Below are 2,640 nucleotides of genomic sequence, written 5' to 3'. Positions count from 1 at the left end.
CGGCACTGGTGGCCCTTCCAGAACTGACGAGCCAGCCGCTGATTCGGAGGTCCAGCCATGACTGGCTTTGCTGTGTTCACATCGGTCTCCGCCCTCTCTACCCTTCCAGTGAGCGACCCCTTTGCGCCGCTTTTCGTCAGCAATGCGCTCTTGGGTCTTTTCGATTGGTTCCTGCAAGTCGTCGTTGGCGGCGTCTTCTCGTGGCTCGCCGGGGTCACCGGCTTGCAGTTCCTCTCGTACCCGTACATGCAGCGAGCCTACCTGTCGGTGCTCTGTATCGGCATCGTCGGGCCGCTCGTGGGGTCGTTTCTCGTCTACCGGGACCTCTCGATGGTCGGCGACACGCTCGCCCACACCGCCTTTACGGGTGTCGCAGCCGCGCTCTTCCTCGATGCGACGTTGGCGCTCGCGGTTCCGCCGCTCGTGGGTGCGCTCGTCGTCGCTATCCTCGCAGCGCTGCTCGTACAGGTGCTCGTGGAGTACACGGGTGCACGGAGCGACGCCGCACTCGCGATGGTTCTGACCGGCGGTTTCGGACTCGGAAGCGTCCTCATCTCACTCACCGACGGCGGCATCTCGGTCGGCATCAACCAGTACCTCTTTGGCTCGCTCGCGACCGTCTCGCGGGCCGACGTTGGGCTGCTCGTCTCGATGGGCCTCGTCGTCGTCGTCGCCGTCTCGGTCGCCTATCGGCCGCTTCTGTACGTGACGTTTGACGAGACGGCCGCCCGCGCATCGCGGGTCCACGTCGGCGCGGTGAACACCCTTCTGTCGGTTCTCACCGCATTCGTCGTCGTCAGTGCGATGCGAATCATGGGCGTCATTCTCGTCGCGGCGCTGCTCGTCATCCCTGTCGTGACTGCTTCTCGACTGGGACGGAGCTACAAGCACTCGCTGTTGTACGGCGTCCTCGCGGGCGAAATCGCCGGTGTCGCTGGCGTCACGCTCGCGTACCTGTACGGACTCGCTGCGGGCGGGTCTATCGTCCTCGTGGCGATTGCCGGGTTCGTCGTCGTTCAACTCGGACTTCGCATTCGGTAATATCTCGGACTTCGTTTTCCACGTACTATTCGAAATAATTTGTCGGGTCGTTTTGATTTCCCCGTAACACCGGCTGTTCTGGCCCATCTCTCTCGCATAGTATTATCAAATTTGATATTGAAAATAAATGCTTAAGCCTTCACTAGTTCTTGAACACCTATGCCATCAAACCGGGGACCCAACGCTGGCGGCGGCGCGGTGGGTGCAGACGGCGTCGACGACGTGACCGAGGAAATCGACTCGGCGATTACCGAACTCGCGGAAGCGTCCGAAAGCATGGTGTATAGCTCACAGGAGATTAGCGACCTCGCGGAGGTCCAATCGACAAACATGCACGAGGTCGCTGGCGAAGTCTCGAATCTGAGCGCTAGCGTCGAACAAATCGCGTCGAGTGCCGACCAGACGAAAGCGATGAGCGACCAGGCCCGAGAACTCGCGGCCAAGGGTCGCGGGTCGGCCGACAACGCGGCGGATGCGATGGAAACCGTCGACGACGTGACGACCGACGTTTACGACGAAATCGTTGAACTCCGCCAGAAGGTCGACCAAATCGACAACGTCATCGAGGTGATAAACGAAATCGCCGACCAGACGAATCTCCTCGCACTCAACGCCTCCATCGAGGCGGCCAGAGCGGGCGAGGCCGGAGCGGGATTCGCCGTCGTCGCCGACGAAGTAAAGAGTCTCGCAGAGCAGTCGCGCGAGAGCGTCTCCGAAATCGAGGACGTCGTCGTCGATATTCAGCAGTCCACCGAGACGACCGTCGAGAACATCGAAGCGGCCAACGAGGAGGTCAACGACGGTATCTCCGAAGTCTCCGCTGCCGTCTCTGCGCTCCGGAGCATCGACTCCGCCGTCGGTGAGGCGGCCGCCGGTGCAGAAGAGGTCGCCCGCGCGACCGACCAGCAAGCAGCCAGTACGGAAGAAGTCGCGAGCCTCGTCGACGAGACGGCCCGTGGAGCAGAGGAAGTCGCCAGCGAAATCGACCAGGTCGCGGCCGCGGCCGAAAAGCAGACGGCCAAGATATCGGACGTCACGCTCCTGCTGGACCGCATTGACGACGAGAAGGGCAACGCCAACGCCAGCACCCGGGGAATGTAGATGTCGCTCGGTGACAACGCCGACACGCAGGCGGCCGCCGCAGAGCCAACGCAAGTTCTCGAATTCCAACTCGGTGACGAGCGGTACTGCGTCGTTCTCGACGCGGTGACGGAGATTATCGACCGGCAAACGGTTCGGTCGCTTCCGGACGTTCCGTCCCACGTCGTCGGTGCGATGGACTACCGCGGCGTGACGACGACGCTCGTCGACACCGCCTGTCTGCTCGGTGTCGGGTCGAATCCCGACGCATCTCGGGTTATCGTTTTCGACGCCGCCGACGAAGATGCGACCGTCTATGGCTGGTTGGTAGACGCTGCGGAACTGGTGACCGATACTGCCCCCGCAACCGCCGCTAACCCGCCGGTCTGCGGCGAGCGCACGCGCCCGACCGTCCGAAGCGACCACGGACCCGTCGTGTCGGCCCGCCCGTCGGCGGATGCCTGTTTCCATCCCGCTTCGCCCGCCAGCATTCTGGCACCCTCTCGAACGCCTTGGCGG

The 2,640-nt window shown here is 62.8% G+C and carries 3 protein-coding genes; all 3 read left to right on the top strand.

Annotated features, from left to right (window positions below; genetic code table 11):
• Positions 1-57: 57 nt before the first annotated feature.
• Complete coding sequence (locus QT222_RS02845; RefSeq protein ID WP_491476239.1) at positions 58-1,041, top strand: metal ABC transporter permease; 984 nt, start codon at positions 58-60, stop codon at positions 1,039-1,041.
• Positions 1,042-1,200: 159 nt separating this feature from the next.
• Positions 1,201-2,142: a methyl-accepting chemotaxis protein gene (locus QT222_RS02840; protein ID WP_014732812.1), complete on the top strand. Its 942-nt coding sequence runs from the start codon at positions 1,201-1,203 to the stop codon at positions 2,140-2,142.
• Positions 2,143-2,640, top strand: a 498-nt coding sequence (locus QT222_RS02835; protein WP_491476238.1) for a chemotaxis protein CheW, incomplete at its 3' end; no start/stop codon positions are given.

The organism is Haloferax sp. s1 (assembly GCF_058382125.1).
Note: the sequence above shows the minus strand (reverse complement) of the source record. Positions and strands in the feature narration are given on the sequence as shown.